General features: G+C 33.8%; 19 protein-coding genes. 2 read left to right on the forward strand and 17 right to left on the reverse strand.

Going from position 1 to position 25,247, the window contains the following annotated elements:
* Positions 1 to 26: 26 nt before the first annotated feature.
* The 14 genes from R8749_RS05645 to mscL all read right to left on the reverse strand — a co-directional run bounded on the left by R8749_RS05645 (position 27) and on the right by mscL (position 19,652).
* Positions 27 to 761, reverse strand: coding sequence for a TerC family protein (locus R8749_RS05645; RefSeq protein ID WP_317694821.1), 735 nt, complete (start codon positions 759 to 761; stop codon positions 27 to 29).
* Positions 762 to 856: 95 nt separating this feature from the next.
* Positions 857 to 3,544 (reverse strand): bifunctional acetaldehyde-CoA/alcohol dehydrogenase, encoded by a 2,688-nt coding sequence (gene adhE / locus R8749_RS05650; RefSeq protein WP_317694823.1) that lies wholly within the window; start codon positions 3,542 to 3,544, stop codon positions 857 to 859.
* A 116-nt stretch (positions 3,545 to 3,660) separates the two neighbouring features.
* On the reverse strand, positions 3,661 to 4,134 hold the full coding sequence (gene rlmH / locus R8749_RS05655) for a 23S rRNA (pseudouridine(1915)-N(3))-methyltransferase RlmH (protein WP_317694825.1): 474 nt from the start codon (positions 4,132 to 4,134) through the stop codon (positions 3,661 to 3,663).
* Positions 4,135 to 4,177: 43 nt separating this feature from the next.
* Complete coding sequence (locus R8749_RS05660; RefSeq protein ID WP_425613224.1) at positions 4,178 to 5,500, reverse strand: S1C family serine protease; 1,323 nt, start codon at positions 5,498 to 5,500, stop codon at positions 4,178 to 4,180.
* Positions 5,501 to 5,624: 124 nt separating this feature from the next.
* A complete protein-coding gene (locus R8749_RS05665; RefSeq protein WP_317694829.1) occupies positions 5,625 to 6,416 on the reverse strand; it encodes an MBL fold metallo-hydrolase in 792 nt (263 codons plus the stop codon).
* 16 nt (positions 6,417 to 6,432) lie between these two features.
* Positions 6,433 to 7,212: a two-component system regulatory protein YycI gene (locus R8749_RS05670; protein ID WP_317694831.1), complete on the reverse strand. Its 780-nt coding sequence runs from the start codon at positions 7,210 to 7,212 to the stop codon at positions 6,433 to 6,435.
* Positions 7,212 to 8,519, reverse strand: coding sequence for a hypothetical protein (locus R8749_RS05675; protein ID WP_317694833.1), 1,308 nt, complete (start codon positions 8,517 to 8,519; stop codon positions 7,212 to 7,214). Before R8749_RS05675 ends, R8749_RS05670 begins: the two co-directional genes overlap by 1 nt.
* The gene (gene walK / locus R8749_RS05680) at positions 8,512 to 10,443 is read right to left on the reverse strand and encodes a cell wall metabolism sensor histidine kinase WalK (RefSeq protein ID WP_317698529.1); all 1,932 of its coding nucleotides are present in this window, start codon (positions 10,441 to 10,443) and stop codon (positions 8,512 to 8,514) included. The genes R8749_RS05675 and walK overlap by 8 nt, the downstream gene beginning before the upstream one ends.
* Positions 10,436 to 11,140, reverse strand: a complete 705-nt coding sequence (gene yycF, locus R8749_RS05685) for a response regulator YycF (RefSeq protein WP_317694834.1) — start codon at positions 11,138 to 11,140, stop codon at positions 10,436 to 10,438. Before yycF ends, walK begins: the two co-directional genes overlap by 8 nt.
* A gap of 168 nt (positions 11,141 to 11,308) precedes the next feature.
* Positions 11,309 to 13,678, reverse strand: a complete 2,370-nt coding sequence (locus tag R8749_RS05690; protein WP_317694836.1) for a phosphoketolase family protein — start codon at positions 13,676 to 13,678, stop codon at positions 11,309 to 11,311.
* Between the two features lie 177 nt (positions 13,679 to 13,855).
* Complete coding sequence (locus tag R8749_RS05695) at positions 13,856 to 15,298, reverse strand: amino acid permease (protein WP_317694838.1); 1,443 nt, start codon at positions 15,296 to 15,298, stop codon at positions 13,856 to 13,858.
* Between the two features lie 169 nt (positions 15,299 to 15,467).
* The gene (locus tag R8749_RS05700; RefSeq protein WP_425613186.1) at positions 15,468 to 17,354 is read right to left on the reverse strand and encodes an ABC transporter ATP-binding protein; all 1,887 of its coding nucleotides are present in this window, start codon (positions 17,352 to 17,354) and stop codon (positions 15,468 to 15,470) included.
* Positions 17,344 to 19,083 carry an ABC transporter ATP-binding protein gene (locus R8749_RS05705; RefSeq protein WP_317694840.1) on the reverse strand — a complete coding sequence of 580 codons (1,740 nt, stop codon included), beginning with the start codon at positions 19,081 to 19,083 and terminating at the stop codon, positions 17,344 to 17,346. The genes R8749_RS05700 and R8749_RS05705 overlap by 11 nt, the downstream gene beginning before the upstream one ends.
* A 194-nt stretch (positions 19,084 to 19,277) precedes the next feature.
* Complete coding sequence (mscL, locus tag R8749_RS05710) at positions 19,278 to 19,652, reverse strand: large-conductance mechanosensitive channel protein MscL (protein ID WP_317694842.1); 375 nt, start codon at positions 19,650 to 19,652, stop codon at positions 19,278 to 19,280.
* Between the two features lie 163 nt (positions 19,653 to 19,815).
* On the opposite strand from mscL, the gene R8749_RS05715 reads away from it, so the two are divergent.
* On the forward strand, positions 19,816 to 20,814 hold the full coding sequence (locus R8749_RS05715) for a zinc ribbon domain-containing protein (RefSeq protein ID WP_317694844.1): 999 nt from the start codon (positions 19,816 to 19,818) through the stop codon (positions 20,812 to 20,814).
* Positions 20,815 to 20,853: 39 nt separating this feature from the next.
* On the opposite strand, the gene R8749_RS05720 is transcribed toward R8749_RS05715, so the two are convergent.
* A complete protein-coding gene (locus tag R8749_RS05720) occupies positions 20,854 to 22,590 on the reverse strand; it encodes a CAP domain-containing protein (RefSeq protein WP_317694846.1) in 1,737 nt (578 codons plus the stop codon).
* A gap of 176 nt (positions 22,591 to 22,766) precedes the next feature.
* Here R8749_RS05720 and R8749_RS05725 point away from each other — a divergent pair, with 176 nt between their 5' ends.
* Positions 22,767 to 23,354 (forward strand): MarR family winged helix-turn-helix transcriptional regulator, encoded by a 588-nt coding sequence (locus tag R8749_RS05725; protein ID WP_317694848.1) that lies wholly within the window; start codon positions 22,767 to 22,769, stop codon positions 23,352 to 23,354.
* 46 nt (positions 23,355 to 23,400) lie between these two features.
* Here the strand turns inward: R8749_RS05725 and R8749_RS05730 are convergent, their stop codons facing one another.
* Entirely contained in the window at positions 23,401 to 24,798 is a 1,398-nt protein-coding gene (locus R8749_RS05730) for a DHA2 family efflux MFS transporter permease subunit (RefSeq protein WP_317694850.1), read from the reverse strand.
* Entirely contained in the window at positions 24,798 to 25,217 is a 420-nt protein-coding gene (locus tag R8749_RS05735) for a MarR family winged helix-turn-helix transcriptional regulator (protein ID WP_317694852.1), read from the reverse strand. The genes R8749_RS05730 and R8749_RS05735 overlap by 1 nt, the downstream gene beginning before the upstream one ends.
* Positions 25,218 to 25,247: the final 30 nt, after the last annotated feature.

Raw genomic sequence — 25,247 nt, forward strand, 5'->3', positions numbered from 1 at the left:
ATACTTAGGGGATTTTTTGTCTGGATTTAATGTTTTATTCTATTACGCTTTTTTCTCAAGTAATGGACAAGTAAGGTCACAACCACACTAATAACTAATACTAAAGCAAATACGTAGTCTGGAATTTCAATATTAAACGGCGGAGCTGAAATCAATAATTTTACACCGATAAAAAGGATTAGGACATACGCCATAATGTTTAATTCTGGAATTTTGACCATTAATTTGACCATTGCTTCTGCAACTAATCTCATGGCTAAAATCCCGATTAATCCGCCAATTAAAACAATTATAGGATTCTTAGATACACCGAGAGCTGCAATAACTGAATCAATACTAAAAACGATATCCATGATTACCATTTTTAAAGCCACTTTGCCGACTGTCGGCTCAGTTTTTTTAACTTTTTTATTTGTTTCAGGACGATGTAAATGATAGAAATAACTGAGTGATAAATAGATGAGATAGAGTGCTCCAATAATTTTAACCCAAACAAACTGAATTAAATAAATTGCAATTCCCACCATCACAAATCTTGCAATATAAGAACCAATTAGCCCAATTCCAAGTGCTTCATCTTGCTCTTTTTTATCTTTTAATTCGTTAGTTAAAGTGGCTAAGACTAAAGCATTATCAACTGATAACAAACACTCTAAAAGAATTAGCGAAATAATAATTGACCAAGCGTGAGTCGATTCAAATACAGAAAGCCATGCATGTCCATCAAAAAAAGGTCCATAAAGTTTTGCCAATGTTGCCAATAGTAATGATCCTTTCAAAACCAATTACTTCTAACTATAACAAAACCCTCTAAATATTTCGATATTCAGAGGGTTTTGGTTTGAAAATTATTTAATTAAAACTGATCAATTAGTAGTTGTCTAATTTCTTCTAGATGAGGCTGTCGTGGGTTAGCAGGTGTACATTGATCGTTATAAACTAAATCAACTAGTTTATCTAAAGCTGCATTAAAGTCTTTCTTGGTTACACCATTTCCACTTAAAGTTGTATCTACTTCAACCGAAGCAGCTAACTTTTGGATTTCCTTAATCAAAGAATCAACTAATTCAGCATCATTTTTGCCTTTAAGTCCAAGCGAACGAGCAATATCAGCATAATCTTTTTGAGCCGTATAAACTTCATATCTAGGAAACGGACTGCGTTTAACGTTACCTGTTACTGCGTTAAATCTAATAACATGCTGCATCGCAATGGAAATTGCTAAACCGTGAGGTAGACCAAACTCTCCACCAGTTTTGTGAGCTAGTGAATGATTAATTCCAAGAAATGCATTACCAAAACTCATTCCCGCAAGTGTTGCAGCATAATGCATCTTAACTCGTGCTTCTTCCCCTTCTTTTGTCGGATTTTTAGGATCGTAATGATAAGATGTTGACAAGTTTTCAAAAATCAATTTAATTGCCTGCAATGCCCACGGACGAGTAAATTCTGATGACATTACTGAAACATAGCTTTCTAATGAATGAGACAGAGCATCAAGTCCAGACCAAGCAACCGTCCTCTTCGGTACAGTCATAACTAATTCAGGATCAATGATTGCAATTTGAGGAGTTAATTCATAATCAGCTAAAGGATATTTAACATGAGTTTCATCATCAGTGATTACCGCAAAAGGAGTTACCTCTGAACCAGTTCCTGAAGTAGTAGGAATGGCAATCATTTGACTATGTTTTGGTTCGTCAAATTTAACAATTCGCTTACGGATATCCATAAATTTCTGTTGTAACTCAGTAAATAACTCTTTTAAAGCAGCCATATCGTCCAAGATGCCTTCATGTTCAAAAGAGTATTCATACATATAACGAGCAATTTTAGCTGCATCAAGTGCTGAACCACCACCAAGTGCAATGACTGTATCAGGCTTAAATTGGGCCATTTGACGAGCAACTTCTATTGCTTGACCAAGAGTAGGATCAGGCTGAATTGTGCCATAAAGTGAAGTTTTAATTGGTTCACTACGAAGTTCTAACTGTTCCATTACTTTTTCAACAAAACCAAATTGAACCATTCCTGGATCAGCTACGATAAAAGCTCGATCCATTTTAGTTATGTCTTGTAAATATGTTATTGAATTTCTTTCATAATAAATATCTTTAGGAATCCGAACCCATTGAGGCCGATTACGACGACGAGCAACTGTTTTAATATTTAATAGATCTGAAGTTGATAAGTTATGTGACAATGAATTTTTACCCCACGAACCAGTGCCCAAAGTTAAACTTGGGCGCATAGCATCTGTATATAAATCTCCGATTCCACCAATTGAATCAGGTTGATTAACTAAAATTCTAGCTGCCCCAATTGCATCAGCATATTCTTTAACAAATGGGTCAATTTGCGAACCAATCTGAATTGCAGCATTGTGACCGGCACCCTGATAATTTAAAAGATCTTGAACGATTTTAATTCCGTTTTCGCGATCTTTTGCCTTATAAACTGAAAGTAACGGTGTAAGTTTTTCAGATGATAATTTTTCACCAATATTTTTTTGATCAAGTTCAAATAACATCACATCTTTACCTTCAGGTAATTTTACCCCTGATTGTTCAGCAATCCATTTTGCAGATTTTCCAGCAATTGGACCATTAACGTGATGAGTATCATTAAAGACAAAATCTTCAATTTTTTTGTAATCTTTTTTAGGAACTACATAAGAGCCTAAATCCTCAAGTTTACTTAAAAATTCTTTGTAAACTGGGGCTTCAACAACAACTGAATTTTCGGTTGCACAAATCATACCATTATCAAATCTTTTAGAAATTAATAAGTCTTCAACAGCTCTTTGAATATTAGCAGTATGATCGATGAAAACTGCCCCATTCCCGGCACCAACGCCCATTGATGGATTTCCAGAAGTCAGTGCAGTATGAACCATTGCTGGACCACCAGTTGCTAGAATTGCAGCAATACTTGGGTTTTTCATCAAAGCTGCTGTCGCCTGAATACTAGGTTTCTCAACCCATAAAATAAAATCTTTTGGTGCCCCTGCTGCAACACCTGCATCATAAACAATTTTTGCAGCATGGGATGAACATCCTTGAGCTTGAGGATGAAAAGCAAAAATAACTGTATTTCTCGTCTTTGCAGCGAGGATAGATTTAAAAATTGTTGTCGAAGTTGGATTTGTTGTAGGAGTAACAGCTGCTAAAATTCCTAAAGGCGCAGCTATTTTTACTTGACCTTTAACGGAGTTTTCACTAACAACTCCGACCGTCTTATCATCTTTTATTGCATGATAAATCGATTCTGAAGCAAAACGATTCTTGGTGTCTTTATCTTCAACAACTCCACGATCTGTTTCATCATAAGCTTCATGTGCTAACTCGAGTGAATGCTCACTTGCAGCTAAAGCCATCGCTGCAACAATCTTATCAACTTGTTCTTGAGTATATGTTGAGAAAAGATCTTCAGCTTTTTTACTGCGATCCACTAATTCTTGAATATGGGATTGAGCTTCTTCTTCAAGTCTAGACTTTTCTTTTTCTGTTAAAGCTTTTTTTGGGGCTCTTTTAGTTGTATCCATTAAACTTACTCCTTCAATATTTTACGAAGTTATTATACTAGGTTAAAACTATAGTTACAATTTTCAAACGTAAAAAAAGGTAAAACATTAAGCAACAGAAAGAAATATTATTTGCCTTATTTGTGATAATGGCGGTTACCGTTAATCATTAAAGAGCGATAAATTTGTTCACAAAGAATTAACCGAAATAATTGATGAGGAAAAGTCATTTTGCTAAACGATAATGAAAAATCACAAGGAAAATCATTTGGAAGTCCATAAGAACCGCCAATAATAAAATCAATGGACGAAGATGTCATTTCAATATCGGAAATCTTTTTTGCGAATTCAACTGAAGTCAGCTGTTTACCTTGAAGTTTGGTTGCTATTACATAATCATCAGGCTTTATATATTCATTTATTCTTAAAGTTTCTGAATTCACAATTTGTTTAATTTGCTGATCATTTGGATTACCAGAAAATTTTGTTTCATTGACCATAATTATTTCAGCTTTACAAAATGGCTGCATTCTTTTTAAATATTCATCAATTCCCGCTTGAAAAAATTTTTCTTTAACTTTACCAACTGCGATAATTTTAATTTTTAACACTTCTATTCCTTCCAAGAAAAAAAAGCCTTTCGGCTTTTTAAAATTAGTTATTTCCCTGTTGTTTTACAGTAATTTCTTGTTTAGCCTCTTGGGTCAACTTAACTTTAATATTCATCTTCTTACTGCCACGATAGATGCTTAAAGTAATTGTATCCCCAATTTGGTATTTATAAAGCTGTGATCTTAAATCAACAACTGAAGTAACTTTGTTTCCATCAATTTCGTAAATTACATCATACTGTTTAACTCCAGCTTTGTCTGCAGGTGAATGACTAGTTAGGGAAACTACCACAACACCAGTTTTAACAGAAGATGGCAAATGTAAAACAGAAGATTGCTGAGTTGATGATACATCAGAAAGATCAACAGGTGAAACCCCTAATGCAGGGCGAGCAACTTTACCATTCTTTTCTAACTGATTAACGATTTGGACTACTTCGTTACTTGGAATTGCAAAGCCCATTCCTTCAACAGTTGCACTGTTTGTTCCACCAGAAAGCTTCATTGAAGTAATCCCAATAACTTGACCGCTAACATTAATTAATGCACCCCCAGAATTACCAGGGTTTATAGCAGCATCAGTTTGAATGACTGTAGCCTGACCGGTAGTTTGTCCTGTATCTTCGTCTGTTACGTCAATAGTTCTAGATTTAGCAGATACAATTCCTTTAGTAACAGAAGTTGCAAACTTGCTACCCATTGGAGAACCAATTGCCAGTACTTGCTGTCCCGGTTTAATATCGTTTGAATTTCCAAATTGTGCAACAGTATTTATCTTTGATGCATCAATTTCAAGCACTGCTAGGTCAGTTACTGAATCAGTACCTAAAAGTTTAGCATTTATTTTTGATCCATCACTAAGAAGAACTTCAAGCTTATCTGATCCTGCAACAACGTGATTGTTAGTAGCAACATAAGCTTTACCATTACTTTTTTGATAAATAACACCAGAACCTTCACTGGATTCTTCCAACTTACCTGAAGAATTATTAGAACCTCCGTTAGGACTGCCGAATATTCCTCCAAATAAACTATCCGTTGATTTTTGCTTTTGAAGGTTAATTACTGAGACAACAGCACCTTTAACTTTATCAAAAGCTTTTACTGAACTAGAACTTTCTTTGACTACAACACTACTGACTTTGGTTGGTGTGGTCGTTTGACCCGTTGTTGTTTTAACTGTTTGATTTTGATTATTTAATAGATTTACAACACCTCCACCAACACCACCGCCAATCAGAGCAGCAATTATAACAACGATTATCAGGGTTGTGGTTCCAATCCCTTTCTTGTTATTTGGTTCATTATTTATTGAACTACGATTAAAGTTCGAATTTGGTTCCGTTCCATTATTTTCTGAGTTCATATTATCATTATTTTGGTAATTATTATCCATAAATGAATTGACTCCTATCTTCAATTTTCAATTATTAATATTAATTTATATTTTTGAAATAATTATGAAATTTGTTTTGATTTTCTGAAACATTTTAAACTTTTAATAATTTTGTTGGTAACTTTGAGTCAGTATCTAAAATTTCAAAATCATGACCCACCCCAAAACCATTTTCTTCCAAAATATTGGAAACCGTTAATTTAGCAAGAGGTTTTAAATTATTTTCAGGCGACAAATGTCCTAAAAAAATCTTCTTGGTGTCAAGTCCAATCAAATCAGTTAAAGCATCGCCACTCTCATCATTTGATAAATGACCTCGATCACTTAAAATTCTCTGTTTTAACGGCCAAGGATACATCCCCATTCGTAGCATTTCTAAATCATGGTTACTTTCAAATAAGTACATATTCGCATTACGAATTTTGTACTTGATTTTATCAGAAACATAACCGGTATCAGTTAAAATTGCAAAAGACTTATTTTCACAATGAAATTGGTAGAATTGGGGTAAAACAGCGTCATGAGAAACAGCAAAACTTTCAACATCCACATCACCAATTGAAATTGTCTGACCAGGTTCAAAATCAATTAACTGTTCTGTAGAAATTTGTCCAACTTTTGTTTCCATAATTTTAATTGTTTTTAAATTGGCATAGATCATTAATTTGGGATATCGACGAGCCAGCACACCCACTCCTCGAATATGATCACTATGTTCATGAGTAACAAAAAGATGGTGAATGTCCTGCATATTTCTGCCAATTTCTATCAATGCATTTTGAATTTTTTTAGCCGAAAGTCCGGCATCAACTAAAATTTTTTCTTTATCAGTCTCAATATAAGCAGCATTGCCCTTACTTGAGCTTGCTAGAATACTAACGTACATTTTCTCCTTCAATCAATTAAAAGTTTGCCTTCCAAGGAGCGCCAGTAAAGGCGTTAATCTTTTCTATGGTTACACTTTTTGTTCTTTTATTTTGTACTGCAATAAACCAGGTTGGAACATAAACCGAAACATTATTAGCTTCTAACATCCATGAGTAAGCTAACTTCTGCCAAATAATTCTTGTATTATTAGGTAATTCATTTAAAGTATAAAGTTTAACAACCGCATCTTCTTCTGAAATAATTGCTTCGGTTTCTTTTGATTCAATCAAACTATCAATATGAGATGCTTTGAAGTCTGTAATAATATTATCTTTTATATCAAACGAAATTTGACCATTTAAATCATAAAAAAAATTTTCTTTAAACTTTTGAACAAAAACGATATGTTTGTCTGAACTTAAATTATCACTATATTCATAATCTTTACCATTAGGCACCTCATGACTATTTCTAACAAACTTTTTTAATACTTCAATTTTATTCTTTTTTAAACTTAACGGAGTGTTTAAAATCACTGTTTTTTGTTTTAAATTAGAATTGTTACTATCTGAACCCTCAGAGTTTGCGCCACCAACGTGCGAATAAGATAAAAGGTACCCTTTTTGCTCTCTTTTAGAAGAAACTTTTGGAATTGAAATATTATCTTTGCGCATTTCATCAATCGTATCTGCAACCGTTGTTTCTTTTTCAGAAATTGTTTGAACGTTCGTGCTCTGTTTAAAATTAAAAAAAAGGAAAAGATCAAGGAAAAAGAAAACAAAAATAAAAACAAGTTCAATCTTTTTAAAATTCACTATTTTTCTCCTTGACTTTGATTAATGAGCGACGAAGCTTCTTTGTATTGTCCTTTAATCTTAACAAAGTATTGAGGTAAAAGATTAACTACTTCGGTACTGTCATGATTTTTAACCCAAGAATATCCAATTTGAATATCCTGAATTTTGTTAGTAGGAATTCCTTTATTTTTAAGCTTTTGCAAAAGAAGATCTGTGGGCTCCAAAGTTATAGTATTTTGAGAAGTAGAAATCGGTACCTCTAAAGTTGAATTAAAAAATGAAAATTGCTGAGAAGAACGTCCCCAAGACAAGAAAGCATCACCATTTTTTTCATTGTAAAACACAGGAAATCCATCAATATAACTGCAAAAGACTACTCGATTATAAGAAGGGTTAGAAAAATATCTAAAACTGTTAAAAGAGTTCCCAACTTTTTGCATTACTTCTTTACTTAAATTTAAGAGCGTTGTTAAGTCATGAGGAACTGAAGAACTCTCTAAATGATGATCTTGAAAATTAACCATTCCATTTTGATTATTAATCGATAGTGATTTAGTTAACCCTTTTTTATAAGTATTAGTCTTACTGTCAAAGGTTAGACCTGCTGAACCATCGTTTGTCATAAAATTTGAAACATAAAAATTATCATCTAAAGTCTTTATTAAGTAGGTATAAGAGTTCAATTGAATCTTTTTTTTGAAAAATGTTATATAACCATTAGAGCCCTTTTTTTCTTCAACTAAAACTTTTTTCTTCAATTCATTTGCGGTCGAAAAAATCTTGGTTTTATCTAAACCTAAATTTATATAATAATACTCTCCCGTCTGATCGTTTGAAAAATAAATTTCTTTTTCGACTGGTGAAACTCGAACAATAATAACTCGATTAGCTGGAAACTCTGAAGATTTTTTATCAAATTTAAAACCAAATTTTTGAGATAAAATTTTAAGTGAAACTGGCGACTGATAATAAAGCTGAACACTGTCATAGTTGTCAATAATTGACTCGTATTGCTTATCAGATTCGGCATTGCGCATTTCCATTTTTTTTAGATCTAAATTTTTAAATTTAGTTTTAGCCATATTCGTTATCGTGTTTAATTCATCAAGTAAGAGATACTTATTTCCATTACCATCAACTGAGAAAATCTTAACGGGAGAATATAAATTAGATAAATTTCGTGAGTAATCAACCTGGGTCAAATTTTTATTAGTAATAATTGCGCTTCGATTAGAACTCCCATTATTAGTCCAAATAAAAAATGAAAAGAAAAAGCTTAAAATAATTAGAAAGAATAATGAAATTCGAATAAATATTTTATTCACTATGTCCCCTTTCGTTTTCTTCCCAGTTTAAATCTTCTGACCACTTGTGCTGATCATAAGGAAGTGAGAAAGAAAAAGTGGAGCCTACATTTTCTTTTGATTCAACCCAAATATGACCTCCAAGTGCCTCAATCACTTCCTTGCTAATAGCTAAACCTAACCCGGTACCTCCCTTTCTTCTTGAACGAGCTCTTTCCACTCGGTAAAAACGATTAAAGATTTTCACTCTTTCTTTCTTAGGAATTCCTTGGCCTTGATCTGTGATTGAAAAAATTACATTGTTGTCAGTCGTTCTAATTTCAATCTTAATAATCCCCCCATCGGGAGAATATTTAATTGCATTATTCATAATATTGTCAATAACTTGCATTAAACGATCTGGATCAACTTCTAACCAAACTGAATTTCGATCATAACGTCTAATAATTTTATAATTTTTCTTATTTACATCCTCAAAATCATTAACAAATTTTGTTGATTCAGGTTCTCGATCATCTGTTTGAATCATCATATCAAATCGATCAATGATAAAATTTGTAAATTCAATTAAATCGATATATTCCAAATTTAATTTAAAAGTTCCACGATCAAGACGAGATAAATTTAAAAGATCATTAATCATTCTAATCATTCGATTAGTTTCATTGAGTGAAACGTTAATAAATTTTGGAGCATAAGTTTCATCTTGCCATGCTCCATCTTCTAACGCTTCTAGATAACTTCTCATACTTGTAAGTGGTGTTCTTAACTCGTGAGAAACATTTGATACAAATTCACGTTGTTCGCGATCATTTTTTTGTTGCTCTGTAATATCATGAAGTACACAAACCAAACCTGTTATATAGCCATTTTTGGCTTTTAACGTTGCAAAATCAACATTAAGGATTAACTCATCTTCATTATTTTTATTTTCATCAATTTTAATTCCGTGCGGCTGCTCCAAAATTTGCCGAATTGAATATTGATTGCTTAATTTAAGAACATCTAAAATTGACTTCCCAACAATTTCTTCTCGTTCGAGGTCTAAAAATTCAAGTGCTCTTTCGTTAATAATGGAAATCTTTCCAACTCGATCAGTTGCAATCACGCCATCTGTCATGTGAAAAAGCACCGAATCTAGTCGATTTCGTTCCCTTAAACTAGATTCCTGAGCCTCTCTTATTTGAAGCGACAAATCATTAATTGATTGAGCTAATTGTCCAAGTTCATCATTTGAATAGACTGGCACTAACCCAGAATAATCTCCATTAGCCATTTTGATAGCTTGATTTTTCATGTCATCAATCGGGTGAGTCATCGCTCGACTAATAATTATTGCCAAAATTATTGCTAATAAAATTGCAGCAATACTGGCAGTATAGAAAATAATCATCACTTTACTGACACTTTGATAAACACTTTCCATACTTGCACGAACATAAACAACCCCAACTGCGGAATTCGACGTCGAAGAGTTATTGGTAATTTTTATCGGCAAAACCAAAACATACGTGTTGCCGTAACTTCGATCAAAAACTTGTTTTTTTTGAATTTGTCCACTATATAAAGCATCTTTAATATCAGAATTAGTGGTTTTTTGACCAATTAAACCTCGATTATTAATGTTTGAATCTCCTCTGATTGTTCCATTTTTATCAACAACCTGCAGAGCTGTAACATCAGTAACCTGAGAAGAGTTTAAAATATTTTGGATTTCGCTATTCCCTTTAGTAGTATTGGGATTTGTAATATCAGATCCTAATTGATTCAAAACATAATTGGGAAAGATATTATTAACAGTATTTTGAAAATTTTGAATTCCTTGATTTTGACTAGTCCTAACAAAATAGGCTCCAATTATTTCTACCGTAACAAGAAGAAGCAAAATAAAGACCATTGCAATCTTAAAGGTAAGTGACCTAAAAAAACCTACTAATTTACTCATTATTAGTTGGATCATTTAAATAATAGCCAATTCCTCTTTTTGTAATTAAAAACGTTGGATTACTTGGAGAGTCCTCAACTTTTTCACGTAAACGGCGAATCGTCACATCAACTGTCCTTCCATCTCCAAAATAATCATAATCCCAAATTTTTTGCAGAAGATGTTCCCTTGTCATTACTTGACCAACATGACGAGCTAAATAAACCAATAACTCGTATTCACGATTGGTTAGCTCAACCGTCTTATCACCTTTTTTAACAGTATATGCATCAGTATCAATCTCTAAATCAGCAATTTTAATTTTAGACGTTTTGTTAGCTGGTGCTGGTGCAATATCACTTCTACGTAAATTTGCTTTAACTCTTGCAACTAATTCACGATTTGAAAAAGGTTTGGTAACGTAATCATCCGCTCCCAATTCAAGTCCAATAATTTTATCAATCTCGTCATCCTTGGCTGAAATAATGATAATTGGCGTATTTTGAGTTTTTCTAATTTGACGAGCTACTTCTAGTCCATCAATTTTTGGCAGCATCAGATCAAGTAAAATTAAATCTGGTGATTCAGATTTTGTTTTTGCTAAGGCATCTTCGCCATCAAAAGCCGTGACTACATCAAAACCCTCTTTACTTAAATTAAATTTAATTATATCTGTAATCGGTTTTTCATCATCTACTACTAGAATTTTTTTTGTCATGACTACCTCCTAAAGCTGCAAAGGAATTTTTTCCTTTTCACCTTTAATCTATTAGCTTAGATTATACCATTCTCTCAAATTCACTGTTGATAGTCCAATTATTCATAATTTAATAATTAACAAAAAGCTAAAGTTATATTTTTATTATAACTTTAGCCTTGATTAAAATTAATTTAACGGGTTAAACTTCCAATCAGTAACTTCCGGCAGGTCTGCTCCTGCTTCTCTGATGTAATCATGATGCTTCTTTAACATTTCATCCATCTCTTTTGAGAATTGGATAGCCTCTTCTTCATCAATTGCCTTTACTCGCTTAACTGCATCTTTGGCTAAATGATACCGGTCTAACTCATTTACCACCCGCATGTCAAATCCCGTCGTAATGTCTCCGTCTTCTCGGTAGCCATGAATATAAACTGGATGATTCGGCCGATCATAAAAAATTGAACGAATGATATCTTCATATCCATGGAATGCAAAAATAATCGGTACTCCCGCTGGGAAATATTTATTGAACTCTGATTCCGTTAATCCTCTTGAATCAAGTTCTGGAACTCGTAGTTTCAACAGATCAACAATATTTACAAATCTCAGTTTCAATTCTGGGAATTGATCGTGCAGCAGATTCACCGCCGCTAAGCCTTCCAGATTCGGTTCAGTTCCGCAGGCTGCAATTATTAAATCAGGCTGTTCTCCCTGATCATTACTCGCCCAATCTATCACCTTTAATCCCTTCTCGGCTAACTCACTAGCTTCTGTCATTGAATAAAACTGAGGGCGCGGCTGTTTTGATGTCACATAAAGATTAATCACATCCCGATCGTTTAACGTCTTATTAGATATCGCTAAAAGAGAGTTTGCATCCGCTGGGAAGTATTCTCTGATGTATTCTGCTTTCTTTTCTGCTAAATGCGTAATGATTCCTGGATCTTGATGCGTATACCCGTTATGATCCTGCTGGAATGCCGTTGATGTTGCTACTATATTTAGTGCGGGATAACTCTTGCGCCAGCTTAACTCTTTAGCCTTTCTAATCCATTTGAAGTGCTGGGTAATCATTGAATCAACTACTCTTAGAAATGCTTCATATGACGCAAATATTCCGTGTCTTCCCGTTAAGGTATAACCTTCAAGGAACCCTTCTGCCTGATGTTCTGAAAGCTGGGAGTCAATGATTCTGCCTTCAGGTGCCAATGATTCATCATACGGCTCTTTAATGCCTTCTTCCCACTGCCGTTTTGTCACTTCAAAAATTCCATACAGCCGATTGCTCATCGTTTCATCTGGTCCAAACATCATGAAATTATCGGGATTATTTTTGATTACATCTCTTAAATAATCTGACCAAACGATCATGTCCTGTTTTTCTTCGGTTCCTGGAGTTGTAATCTTTACTTGATAATTACTTGGATCAGGCAGTTTTAAATCTTTAGGATTTAACCCTCCGTTTGTGATCGGATTGCCTGCCATTCGATGAGCTGAATCGGGAATTGTTGCTGCAATCTCCGATTTAAGCTTTCCTGTTTCATCAAATAATTCTTCCGGATGATACGATTTTAACCATTCAACCAGTGCTTCAATGTGCTCTGGATGTTCCTGGTCAACTGGAATGGGAATCTGATGGGCTCTAAATGATCCCTCAATTGGAACTCCTACCCATTCTTTTGGTCCTGTCCAGCCTTTTGGTGCCCGGAAAATAATTACCGGCCAATGTGGTTCTTCTTTTAACTGACCAGTTCTTGCATCAGACTGGATCTGTTGAATCTTCTCGACTCCCTGATCCATAGATTTCGCCATCACGGGATTTAATTTCTCTGGGTCATCTCCTTCAACAAAAATCGGTTCCCAGCCCATTCCTTTAAAGTATTCAGTTAACTCCTGATCGCTTTTGCGCGAAAGAATCGTTGGATTAGAAATCTTAAATCCATTTAAATTCAAAATTGGCAGTACTGCTCCGTCTTTCTTTGGATCAATGAAAGTATTGGAAAACCATGATGTCGCCAATGGACCCGTCTCGGCCTCACCATCTCCTACTACTACCGCGGCAATCACTTCTGGATTGTCTAACACTGCTCCCGTTCCATGAGAAATCGAATAGCCTAATTCTCCTCCTTCATGGATGGAACCGGGTGTTTCGGGTGCCGCATGACTCGCTACTCCGCCCGGAAATGAAAACTGTTTGAATAATTTTTGCATCCCTTTTTCATCTTGGGTGATCTCTGGATAGATTTCAGTATAGCTGCCGTCTAAGTAAGAGTTAGATACCATGACTTGCCCGCCGTGTCCTGGACCTTCGATATAGAACATGTTTAAATCATATTTTTTAATTACCCGATTAAGATGAGTATAGATAAAGTTCTGGCCGGCTATTGTGCCCCAATGACCAATTGGGTGAATTTTCAAATCTTCTGCAGTTATTGGTCGACGCAGAAGAGGATTGTTTAAAAGGTAGAGCTGACCGACTGAAACGTAAGTTGCAGCATGAAAATATTTTGTCATTAAATCAAAATACTGAGTAGATGAATAGTCGTTATGCATAGAAGCCTCCATATTAAATCGTTTGAAAGTTAATTTTTCAAAAGACACGAAAAAAAATAACTGAATACGATTAATATTAATAGTTTTCGATGAAAAAGCCAAATGAAAATAATTGAAAAAATAATAAAAACAAATAAAAAAACTTCACAGTCACAAACTATGAAGCCAGAAAAGAATTTAATTTTCTTCCTTTTTTAATTCGTGCCGAGCGATCGCCGGCATGATTAAACCTAATAAAAGAAAAACAATTGGAGTCAGAATATTCAATATTAATTGGAAAATCCAACTTTTCGGATCTGCCGAATATGAAATCTTTGGAATCATTCCTAAAATACATGCAAAGGCCGTAAAGAAGAAACACCAACCACCAACAAACATTCCAACATTTTTATTTTTTACAAACATATAATCACTATGAAATTTCTCAAGCTGCTTATTCAACATGATAAACGCTAGGAAAACCCATAAATAACGCATCGGCATTACAACGGAATTCAAATTAATCAACCAATTATAAAGTTCGTTCATATTTCCAATTCCAATAGATGGAACAATAATTAAAATTCCGACTAAAAGACCTGTTAAATAATAACCATTAATTAAAGTACCTTTCTTGTTCGTTTTCGTTAACTTTTTAGGAACAAAGCGGCGATCAGTATCATCCAACAAAATTTTAAGTGGAGCATCAATCGAGAAAGCTAAAGCTGAAATTTGAGCCATGGCATTTGCTATTGCATACAAAATTACAAACAAAGATCCCACATGAAAAAAATTGCCTAATTTAGCAAATGCAACATAAGGGCCGTTAGCTATCAAATCCTTAGGAATATGATGAGAATTAAATAAAATTCCCATTGCAAATGATCCTAAGATAGCGCACAATGCAACCATTCCTGCTAAAACCAGCATTCCACGAGGAAATTCTTTTGATGCATTTTTGGTCTTATTAACGTAAGGTGAGATTTTCTCAGCTCCCCCTACGGCAAACACAAGCATAGAAATTGTTGTAAAGTATTGAAAATTAAAATTTGGTAAGTAAGTGCTCAACTTGTCCATGTTCGGAGTCTCAATATGACCTCCAACCATAAACGGCGCTGCAATTGCTAGGATAATAAACAATATTGACATGACAAACATTGCAGTTCCAGCAATACTGCCAATTCTATTTAAAGTTGTAAGCCCTTGGGCTGAAACCCAAAGAAATACCAAAAAAATAACTAAACAAATAATTGAAACAACAATCGAAGGAACAGTGTGAATGAAATTACCATTACCTTTGAAAAGCCAGCTTAAAGATATTAATATTCCTTGAGGTTTTTGAGCCAGGTAAGGGATATGAACAATCCAGTAAGTCCAAGCAGCATAGTAAGCTAAGCGACTAGTGCTTGTTTCTTTAATCCAAGAAGCGACCCCTCCGTTTGCATCTTTAAAAGTGGAACCTAATTGACCTACAATAAGCGTGTAAGGGACAAAATAGATCAACATAATTAGGATCCAAGAAGTAACAACTGTTAATCCTTGCTGAGCAAAATTATTAACTACATTACCTAATCCCCAGACTGCAACAAAAGCAATCAAAGCCACATTATACCAACGCAGCTGTTTATGAGTTTCTGACACTTTTTTCTCCTTAAATTTAAGATTAAAAAAATAATAGTTTCGAAAAACTATTACTTAATTAGAGATTATCATATTTTAGTAATTTACGTAAAGCATTAACAACAAAAAGAAAACGTTAACATTAAATGAATTTTAAATAAATAACTATTTACGGGCAACGATAACGACTTTATTCAAGCTCTACTTTGCCAGTATAAAGCTGATAATATGTGCCATGCTCTGCCAGTAAAGAATCGTGATCTCCCCGTTCAATAATTCTTCCATGATCCATTACTAAAATTACGTCTGAGTTTTGAATTGTTGAAAGTCGGTGAGCAATAACAAATACTGTGCGTCCCTGCATTAAGTGATCCATCCCCTCTTGAACGATTTGTTCAGTTCTCGTATCAATGCTTGAAGTTGCTTCATCAAGAATCATTACTGGAGGATCAGCTACTGCAGCACGAGCAATCGCTAAAAGCTGCCTTTGACCTTGTGACAAGCCTTCAGCATTGTTTGAAAGAATCGTGTCGTATTTTTCAGGTAAATGTTCGATAAAAAGATCAGCATTAGACAATTTAGCAGCAGATACAACCTCTTCTTTTGTCGCATCTAATTTACCAAAACGAATATTATCTTCAACAGTCCCGGTAAATAAATTGGTATCCTGTAAAACAATCCCTAAAGAATGTCTTAAAGAATCCTTCTTTATTTTTTTGATATCTATCCCATCATAAAGAATTTTGCCGTCTTGAATATCATAAAATCGATTCAATAAGTTAGTAATCGTAGTTTTGCCAGCACCCGTTGCACCAACTAAAGCAATTTTTTGGCCTGGCTTAGCATAAAGATTGATGTTATGTAAAACAATATGATCTGGATTGTACCCAAAATTAACATTTTCAAATTTAATATCACCTGTTAACTTCGTATAGGTGACTTTCCCATCATGATGAGGATATTTCCATGCCCAATTATCGTTTGCTTCATTAACTTCAATTAGTTTTCCATCCTTTTCACTCACATTAACCTGAGTAACAAAACCATCGTCTGATTCTGGCTTTTCATCCATCAGATCAAAAATTCTCTCTGCACCCGCTAATGCCATTACAATAAAATTGGTTTGCTGAGCTATCTGGGACACAGGCTGACCAAGAGTTCTGCTTAATTGAAGAAATGCGGCAATCATTCCAACCGTAATTGCAGAAAATCCATACAAACTGAACATCCCACCAATTATTGCTAACAAAACATACTGAATATTTAATGAATTAAACATTACTGGCATTAATGTATTGGCTAAAACGTTTGCTTCTGTCGAACTCTTTTGAAGCTGATCATTAATTTGATCAAAATCAGAAATTGCTGATTCTTCATGGTTGAAAACTTTAATCACCTTTTGACCATGAATCATTTCTTCAATAAATCCATTTACTTCACCAATATCTTTTTGCTGCTCACTAAAATACTGTCCACTTTTACTAGTAATCTTCTTAGTTACCATAAACATCAATAATAAAGTTATAACAACAAAAAGGGTGAGCAAAAGACTGATACTTAACATTGCAACAAATGTGGTTATAAAAATGATAATTGATAAAACTAAGTTTGGAATGCTTTGTGAAATCATTTGCCTTAGAGTATCTGTATCGTTAGTGAAATGGCTCATAATATCGCCATGAGATTTAGTATCAAAATATCTAACCGGTAATTTTTCCAGATTTTCAAACATTTGATTTCTGATTTTTTGCTGGGTGCCTTCGCTGATTTTAACCATTAAAAGATTATAAACGAGACCTGCAGCAATACCAGCCAAATAAACTCCTGCCATCATAATAATCGCGCTTAATAATCCGCTAAAACTCGGATTATCTTGTTTTACCAGCGGACTAATGTATTTATCAATTACTGTTTGTAAAAAGAGAGCTCCTTGAACATTAGCATAAGCACTAATTAAAATCATAACCAACACAATTGCAACTCGAAGGTGATTTTTGTATAACATATACCTTAACAATCTAACGAGAGTTTTTAAAGGATTATGTGACTTAGCAAGAATTGTTTTTTTATTTTTCACTTTGCCCAAATCCTTTCTGCTGAGATCTAAATATTTCTTGGTAAATTTTATTAGTTGCTAACAATTCGTCACTAGTGCCCACCTGGTCTATTTTCCCATTATCTAAAACGACAATTCGATCTGCATCTTCAACTGAAGAAATCCTCTGAGAAATTATAAACGTCGTTGTGCCTGGAATCGTTTCGCGAAGCCCTTTCTTTATTTCACGATCAGTTTTGGTATCAACAGCACTGGTTGAATCATCTAAGATTAAAATCTTCGGTTTCTTTAGAAGTGCTCTGGCAATCGTTAGACGTTGCTTTTGACCACCAGAAACATTAGTCCCTCCCTGAGAAATCATCGTGTCATATTTTTTAGGAAATTCTTGAACAAAACTATCTGCTTGAGCAATTTTAGCTGCTTGAACGACTTCTTCATCAGTTGCATCAGCATTGCCCCACTTAAGATTGTCTGAAATTGTGCCATGAAAAAGAACGTTATTTTGTAAAACCATCCCCACTTCATCACGCAATTTTTCTAATCCATATTCTTTAACATTATGTCCGCCAACTTTAATTTCGCCGCTTGTAACATCATAAAGTCTTGGTATTAATTGAACTAATGTAGATTTTGAACTGCCAGTTCCTCCTATAATCCCAATAAATTCACCTGGCTTAACTGATAAATTGATATTTTTTAAAACCAGATCTGAATCATTTTCATGATAGGTAAAATTGACATTCTTAAATTCAACACTGCTGTCAGGAATTTCCATAATCGGATTTACGGGATCTTTTATATCACTTTCTTCAGAGAGAACTTCAACGACTCTTTCTGCTGAAGGGCGAGACATTAAAATCATGACAAAAATCATCGAAAGCATATTTAAGTTCATCAAAATCTGCATAGTGTAATTAAACATACTAACTAATTGGCCTTCAGTAAATCCTTGCTTGTTAACAATAAATTGTGCACCAAACCATGAAATTAAAAGCATGCAGGCATAAACCGCGAATTGTAAAATTGGCATGTTAAATGCAACTATTTGCTGAGCTTTCATAAAAGTTTTATAGATTCTTTTTGAAACTTCATTAAACTTATCTTCTTGCTCATTTTCCCGGACATATGACTTAACAGCTCTAATTCCTTGTAAATTTTCAGAAACTACACTATTTAATTTATCGTAAATTTTAAAAACAACATTAAATAAAGGATGTGCAAAATGTATAACAAGGCCTAATCCAATAATTAAAAATGGAATAATCCAAAGATAAATTTGGGCTAGCTGAGGATTAATAATGAAAGTCATAATTAAGGCGAATACGATCATTAGTGGACTTCTTGCAATTATTCTAATCGTCATTTGATAAGCATTTTGAATATTTGTAACATCGGTAGTCATTCTTGTTACCAAACTAGAAGAAGAAAAACGATCAATATTTGAAAAAGAGAAAGTTTGGATTTTTGAAAAGATATTATGCCGCAGATTACGAGCAAAGCCGACCGATGCTCGAGCTCCAGTTCTGGCTGACATTACACCAAAAACAAAGGAAATCATCGCACAAAGAAAGAGCAAAAATCCGATCTTAAATAATTCTTCTTTATTCCCTTGATTAATACCTCGATCAATTAACATTGCCATTACTGTCGGTGTAATCACGTCCATCAACGCTTCACCTGCAACATAAATCGGGGTAATAATGCTTTCTTTTTTATATTCACCAAGATTGGCTAATAATTTTTTTATCATTTATAAACTTTCCTTTGCCCACACAAAAAAACCAATACAATATTATATTCGCCTAACGTGCGGCTAACATAAAAGCATTGATTCTTTGAATGACTTTTATTACTATTTAAGTTCTATCAAAGCAATTTTGAACTTACCAATATTAGGTAAGCATGTTCATTAATCTTACTCTTAATTAAATCTTATTTAAAGAGCTACTTTGATTCTTCTTTTGCTAGTAAATCCCTTATCTGAGTAAGTAAAACTTCTTCGTTACTTGGCTTAGCAGGATCACTTTTCTTTTCAGGAATAATTTTTCTAATAGCTTTAAGAAGCAGAAAAACAACAAAGGCAATAATTAAAAAATTGATTACATCATTTAGAAAATCACCATACTTATAAGTGGCTCCAAAAATTGTTACTTTTAAACGCCCTAAATCAGTTTTTCCAACAAACATTGACAATAACGGATTAATCAGATTTTTGGTCAATGAGCTTACCATATTAGTCATTGCCCCACCAATGATTACACCTACAGCTAAATCTAAAATATTTCCGCGAGCAATAAAATTTTTAAATTCTTTTAACATTCCACTTCTCCTTATAATTTTATCTTTATAGTAAATCATCTTAAAAAATTTGAAAATATTTAACTTGAATTATTTTTTAAGTTTTTTTTGACCCTATTCCTATTTTAAAATATTTTGTTTATGATATCAGGTACTAATACGATCGGAGAACGAAATCGGCTTAATGAAAGAAAAACAGAAAATAAAATCTTCACCTTTATTTTGGATTATAATAACTTCTTGCATTTTAATAATTGGATTAATTGCTTATACCAGCGGTTTAATCTACTTTAGCCGCAGCCGTCAATTAACTGCAATGGCTCAAAAAGTTGTAAGTACCAATCCTAAGGAAATATCACAAATTGCAATTGATCAAAGTCATAAACCATTGAAGCCAAAGGACTTAGAGCCTTTAACTGAACTTTATCAAACATCACCTGAAAAGAAAGAATTAATGCGAGAAAAAGTAGTCGATGCTGCTGATTCTGGGAACGTACAAATTGTCAAAAGTGGAAAAATTTTGGGAATTTATCCTCGTTACCGTCTTTTAATTAAACCTATCATGTTTACAATAAAAACTAATCTTGATCATCCGTCGTTTAATATTGATGAAAATCCAATTCAATTTTATGGAAGGAAGAAAAAATTAACCGTCAAAAGACTCCCGGGAAAGTACACATTTCGCTGTTTAGGAAATTCCGGGAAGAAGAAAAAAGATTTAAAACAATCAGCTGTGATCTCGCCAATCGGCGAACAGCCAGTTATTTCTTTCTATGTAACACCTCCTGCAAAGAAAAGAAAAAAAGTAGATGTTAAGCAGTTTATTCGGGAATATGCAAATCCTTTTAATCAGGAATCCGATGATGACATTCTTAGTTTTAAAGAAACTAAAGATTTACCAAACGATCCTAGTTTAAGAAATTCTAACAATAGTTCAAAGGGATTAGTTGGAATTTGGAAACAAGTAAAAGGTTCAATTTTTAAATTTAATCATAATGGAACCTTTACTAATACTTCTAACGGAAACCATAATTATGGACAATATGAAATTGTCTATCGAGACAAAGATTATTTAAATATTCAGTTTACCCATAGTAACGGGACCAAAACCGTTCAGCCTTTCGATTTAAAGAACGATCATCTAATTGAAACAAATTTAAGAATGAAATGGAAACGAGCTTAAATAAAAAAATCTGGCTTTTATAACCAGATTTTTTTATGTTTATTTTGCTGAGAATGTTGTATGAGCAGCTTCAATCCACTGATTTTTACCTACTTGGTAAAATCCGTTTTGTTTGCCATTAACTTTCCATTTAGTACCACTCATTAATTTACGTCCTTTGTAAAATCCACCTTTAACACTTGGAGTCTTCCAAAGGTTAATACCATAACCTTTTGGATATTTAATAGTTACGGTTCCTTTAACAGGGGTAATAGCACTAATTGGGGTAAATGATACATAAGTACCATTAATCCATTGGAACTTACCTACCTGGTAGTATACTTCACCTTTAGCGTTAGTTGCTTTAGCACTTATTTTCCAAGAAGATGCATGTTTTAAACGAGTCTTAGTAGCTCTTCCAGCAGGTCCATCATAAACAGCAATTCCATATCCTGGAACATACTTGATATAACCAACAGTGTTTACTCCGGTAACTGTCCAAATATTTGTTGGCTTTTCAGGTGCTGGGGTTGGTTTAGATGCTTTTACCAATTTAGCAACAGCATCTTGAATAGATTTTACAGCTGCGTCAACTTGGTCTTGAGTTGCACTAGCATTTTTTGCTACTGCATCACCATCTGCAACAGCTTTATTAACTGCAGCAACTGAATCAGCAGTAAATTGACTTGGGTCAGCAATAGACTTCTTTGCATCGTTAATAGCAGAACTTAATTTAGATGTATCTACTTTTGTTGGTTTGCTTGTTGATTTAACCAACTTAGCAACGGCATCTTGAATTGATTTAACAGCTGAATCAACTTGATCTTGAGTTGCGCTGCTGTTTTTAACTACTGCATCACCTGCTGTAATAGCTTTATTAACTGCCGCAACTGAATCATCAGTAAATTGCTTTGGATCAGCAATAGACTTCTTTGCATCATTGATAGCTGAAGTTAATTTAGATGTATCTACTTTTGAAGGATCACTTGGTTTTTGATCATCCGGTGCACCAGATTCTGTACCTGTTGGATTTTTTGGAGTTTTGGTATTCGGACCAAATTTACTGTCAGCAATACCGTCTTGGCTAATACCTTTTTCGTTATATTTAGCAGAAAAGTACTCTTTACCAGCCATATCGTACTTACTTGGCCATTTAGCATCGTCAACTCCTTTTTGATCACAATACTTAAAATATTCATTAATACTAGCAGCATCATCATGATCACTCTTAATTGAAGGATCTTGGTATAAAGTCATTGCAACCCATAATTGACGCTTAGCAGGGTCGTAAGTAATGCCAATTCCGACCTTATTATAAAAAGGAGCTAACATATTTTTACGATGCCCAAAAGTTGGAACTCCATCATCATCGTAAAGCTGAGCAATGACATCTTTAGAATCAGTATTTGAACCACCAGTAAAAATACTTTGAGCTAAGTTTTCACCAGCTGCACCCTTAAGATCTTTATTTACTTCTCCATAATTTCCCGTATGATCTAATTTCTGATTTTTATAAATTGTATCTGCCCGACCCTGAGTAAATGTCATCAATGCTGGATCAGATGCAAGGGGTTTTAAGCCGTTTTGAGCTCGAAGACGATTTAATTCATCTAAAGTTTTTTGAGCCCAAACTTTTTGATCAAATTGATTTAAAGGTGCTGGAGTTTGATCTGCATAAACATTATTGCTTGTTTGTAATTGATTAGAAAACAACATAACTGAACTAGTTAATGGTGTTCCAATCGTAAGTGCTAATGCTGAAATTAAAGCAGTTTTAGAAAATTTATGATTTTTCATATTAATTTTTCCCTTAAATTTAAATTTATTTAATGTATAAATAACACATTAGACTGAAGTATATCATATTAAAAGTTACAAATTCATTTCTTTTATTTTACTTGACAAATACATCAGGTACCTGTATAACTATTTATGTAAGGTACCTGATGTATATTTAAAAGGAAGGTTTAATTATGGAAAATAACGACTACGAGATTCAACACAAATTAATGCACCTTCAGATGCTGCTTAAAAAATGGCATATGAAAAATAGAATGGAACACGGTCCTTTTTCTGATCCAACATTTGGTCAAGGACGAGTTTTAGCATTACTTAAAATGCAAGATAAAATCTCATCAAAAGATTTATCTTTTCTACTAAATATTAGACCACAATCTTTAAACGAGCTGCTTAACAAATTGGAAAAAGCTGGGTACATTGAAAGAACTCCATCAGAGGAAGACAAAAGAGTAATCTTGGTCCACTTAACCGAAGAAGGTAGAAAAGCTTCTGAGGAAGTTGCACCTGTAAATAAAGTTTTTAACTCATTAAATTCTGAAGAATTAAATCAATTTAGTGATTATTTAGATCGAATCATTAGTAATTTGGAATCGGAAGTCGGTAATGACGAAGACGATGAAATGCGAAGAGAATGGATGCTCAAAGCTCGTGAAAGATTTGACGATCCCCGCTTTGAACATATGATGCATATGCATCCTCACTGTGGGCCTCACAATTTTAGATGGCGTGACGATTACTCTTTCCATTATTTCCATCGATAAATAAAAAAAGGTTAAATTCCTTTCGTCAGAAAGAAATTTAACCTTTTTAGTTTGAAGTCTTTTTGTTCGATACCACCTTAAACAAAATTAAAAATTCTAAAATTCCCAAGACCAATAAAACGATAAATGCGTTGTGACTACCGCTAGCGGTGGCAACTGAATTACTGATCCCAGTTTGATTTTGACTTTGAGCAATAATTGCTGCGACTACGGAAGTTCCCATTGCACCTGCAAATTGTTGTAACGTCGTCAAAATTGCGTTGCCATCCGCTTGTTGTTCAAGTGTTAAATTTTGAAGGCCACTAGTCATGATATTACCAAAAGCAAAACCAGTTCCTGCCATATACAAAAGATAAATTACAATAATTAGACCTAAACTTAAGTCATTACTGAAAATTGTAAATAGAATTAAAGCAACAACAGCAAATGTTGTTCCCAGTAAAATTGGGAAACGAGCACCCATTCGATCTAATATTTGTCCACTAATCGGAGCTAATATCGCACCTAAAGCAGCACCAGGCAAAACAATTAAACCTGCAATAGTTGCAGTTTGATGATTAACTAATTGAATATAGTTAGGTAAAATAAAAGAAATTCCCAATCCGCAAAGCTGGAAGAAAAAGAAACTAATAACATGGCCCGCAAATGGTTTATTTTTTAAAACATCAAGATTAATAATCGGATTAGATGAATTATTACGGTATAACAATAAGCAAAGGCCTAAAATCCCAACAATCCATGCTCCGCCAACTTCTAAACTAATGATATTGTTTTCTCCTAAGTTACTAAATCCTAAGATAAAACCGGTAAACATCAAAATAATGCTTAAAACTCCTAAGAGGTCGACACGCGTCCGTTTAATCGCACTCACCTGTTTAATTGAATAAGTACCCATCAAAAGCGAAACGATTAAAATTGGAATCAGTAAGACAAAGATAAATCTCCAGCCCAGACTATTAACGATTAATCCGCCATAAGTTGGTCCAATTGCCGGAGCTACTGCAGTAATCAACGACCCAATCCCCATCATCAAACCAATTTTATTTGATGGTACTTGCTCTAAAATTATGTTGAACATCAATGGTAATGCAAGACCTGTTCCAACCCCTTGAATCATTCGACCAATTAATAATAAATCGAAGTTTTTTGCTAAAGCATCCAATAATGCACCTAAAATAAATAATAGATTAGATGTTAAAAAAATTGCTTTAGTTGGAAAATTCTTTTTCAAAATTGCAGATAACGGCACTACAATTGCCACGACTAAAAGACAACCAGTTGTCATCCACTGAACTGTCGAGGTGTTAACTTTAAATTCATCCATTAAAGTGGGAAAAGTTATATTCATCGCAGTTTCTACTAAAACCCCGCAAAAAGACATAATACCTGCTGCAATAACTGAAGCTAAAACTCTTCCGGTTATTTTTTTCTCATTATTTAACATTAAAACTTATAATCCCCCATATAATAATGCAAAATTTTTTCAAATGTTTTTATTTCTTCATTTGAAAAATGTTGCTGAAGTAAGTGTTGTTGATGATTCATGTAATCAGAAACAATTTTTACTAATTGTTGCCCTTTTTGAGTTAAAGACACTGCTTTTTGACGTGCATCTCTCTTCGCTGCCGTTCTCTCGACTAATCCCTTTTTTTCCATTCGCTGCAAAACTAATGTCGCAGTTGAACGCCTAATATTAAATTCTTCTTCAATATCTTTTTGCAAAATTTCAATAGAATTACGTCCCAGATGATCAATAATTGACATTTGAGTTGCAGTTAAATCGTAATTACGTGCAAACTGATCAAAATCTTTAGTCAGTTGACGAGCTGCTATTTTTAAAAATCGTCCAGTATCATGAACCATTAGAACACCTCCTTTTTTAAAATATCGTTA

The organism is Xylocopilactobacillus apis, from assembly GCF_033095965.1.
In the GTDB taxonomy this organism is placed as follows: Bacteria; Bacillota; Bacilli; order Lactobacillales; family Lactobacillaceae; genus Xylocopilactobacillus; species Xylocopilactobacillus apis.